This is a genomic window from Paraburkholderia sp. BL18I3N2, assembly GCF_003001875.1.
In the GTDB taxonomy this organism is placed as follows: Bacteria; Pseudomonadota; Gammaproteobacteria; order Burkholderiales; family Burkholderiaceae; genus Paraburkholderia; species Paraburkholderia phytofirmans.
This window is the reverse complement of record NZ_PVNC01000031.1, coordinates 1-1,927: the sequence shown is the minus strand read 5'-3', so window position 1 is coordinate 1,927 and position 1,927 is coordinate 1. Positions and strand designations below refer to the sequence as shown.

The window sequence follows — 1,927 nt, the reverse complement described above, 5'->3', positions numbered from 1 at the left end:
CCTCGGGCAGCTCGGCGCTGCTGGCGTCGGCCACCTGGAACAGGACCGGCGTGTTTTGTGGCGCAAGCGCGCGTGCTCGGCCGATCAGCGGTGCGGATATGTCCACGCCCAGCACTTGCCCTTCCGCGCCGACGCGGGCGGCCAGAGCCAGACTAGACGCGCCCGCGCCGCAGCCGACGTCCAGCACGCGCTCGCCCGCCGCGGGCGCAACGGCTTCGATCGCGGCCTCACCGAACACCGCCACCATGGCGTCGAGCCGGGTCTGGTTGGCGACCCAGCGCTCCCCGCTTTGACCATTCCAGTCGGCAACCTGATAGGCATTTTGCTCTGTCACGTCATCTCCTTGTTCCGATTCGCTCTTAACTAAGCTGTCCGATCCCAAAGCGCCCATCGCAGTCAGGGCTCCCGCTTGTTCGAGGATCCCCACACGCCAGCGCTCCAGGCGTTAAGCGTCCACTATTCTTTTCAACGTGGCTCTTTGCATTGATCGCGGCGTCAGACGATTTGAAAAGGCCGCCATCTTGTTTGACATGCCCGCGACCACCATAGCCTTTCCTTGCAACAACGCCCGAATACCGCTGGCGGCGACCGGACGAGGCTTCATGGTGAGGAGGCGCAGCAAGGCCGATGTGGTTGCGCCGGCTCCTTTATCGAAGCCCGTCGCGGTGTGCCCCGGGCAGAGAGTGGTAACAACCAGACCATGCGGGCGGAGTTCGTCGTGCAGGGCCTCGCCAAGGGCGAGTACATATGCCTTGGTCGCCGCATAGGCCGCGTAGCTGGGAACGGCCTGGAAGGCCATGAGGCTAGCGACGAGAAGCATATGTCCAGATCGCCGCTTGGCCATATCGCGGCCGAAGAGATAGGTCAGCTCTGTGAGCGTCGTGATGTTGAGCGGGATCATGTTCGCGGTGCGCTCGATCGCGTTTCCAATAAGTCGCCGTGCAGGCCGTATCCGGCGTTGTTCAACAAGATGTCGACGGTCAGCGACCTCGCGTCGAGACTGCATTTCAAGCGGCTGGCCGCGCCCGGCGAGGCAAGATCGGTCGCCTCGACCAGCACATCCACCCCGTATTTATGGCGGAAATCGGAGGCAAGCTTTTCCATCGACTCCTGCCGTCGGGCCGCCAGTACGAGATTGACTTTCTGCGCAGCCAGTAGATCTGCGAATTCAAGGCCGAGGCCACTCGATGCCCCGGTGCTCAGAGCCCATTTTCCGGCGAAGCTGTTCATTGGTTGTTTCGACATCGTTCTCTTCCTCAACTCTTTGATCAGCAATCGGGCTCAGCCACATTCTCATCGGAACACCCGCCTATCCTTTGGGGAATCTGTGCTCTCAAACCAGCATCGACTGCTGGGCGAAGATACCTGCCATCGCGCCTTGCGATGATGCCTGGGTGACCGAGGGCAAGAAGGCCGTGGCGAGGTCGCCGGCGGCGTAAATGCCGGGCATGCTGGTTTGGTGGCGCTCATCGACCTTGAGGGCGATTCCGACGGGCGTATCGAGCGTGGCGAGGCCCAGTGATTCATGTAGGCTTGCGGACGGCTTATTGCGCGGATGGGCGAACAGGACGTCGACCGCGATATTGCGGCGGGTATCGAGATTGACGGTGGCGATATGGCCCATGTGATGGGCGATCTCGACGATCCTGCCATTGACGACAGGTATGTTGCGGCGCGCCAGATCGGCCTGGATATCGGGCGGAATGTCATGACCATCGGCGAAGACAGTCAAATTGTCGGTCCAATCCCGGAACAGCCTGGCAGACTGGTGCGACTGCGGGCCCGACCAGACGAGGCCCCAATGCTGGCCGGCGACTTCAAAGCCGTCGCAGTAGGGGCAGGGCACGACGGACGTGCCCCAGCTTTCGGCAAAGCCCGGAACATCAGGCATCTGGTCGGCGACGCCATAGCTCAGGATCAGCCGGCG

The 1,927-nt window shown here is 62.2% G+C and carries 2 protein-coding genes and 1 pseudogene; all 3 read right to left on the bottom strand.

What is annotated here, in order from left to right; genetic code table 11:
* Positions 1 to 334: methyltransferase domain-containing protein (locus tag B0G75_RS41730; protein WP_374956951.1), on the bottom strand; the 334-nt coding region annotated here is incomplete at its 3' end.
* Between the two features lie 111 nt (positions 335 to 445).
* Positions 446 to 1,230, bottom strand: a pseudogene (locus tag B0G75_RS41725) (SDR family NAD(P)-dependent oxidoreductase).
* A gap of 103 nt (positions 1,231 to 1,333) precedes the next feature.
* The coding region (locus B0G75_RS37355) for an NAD(P)/FAD-dependent oxidoreductase (protein ID WP_106314680.1) at positions 1,334 to 1,927 on the bottom strand (594 nt) is incomplete at its 5' end.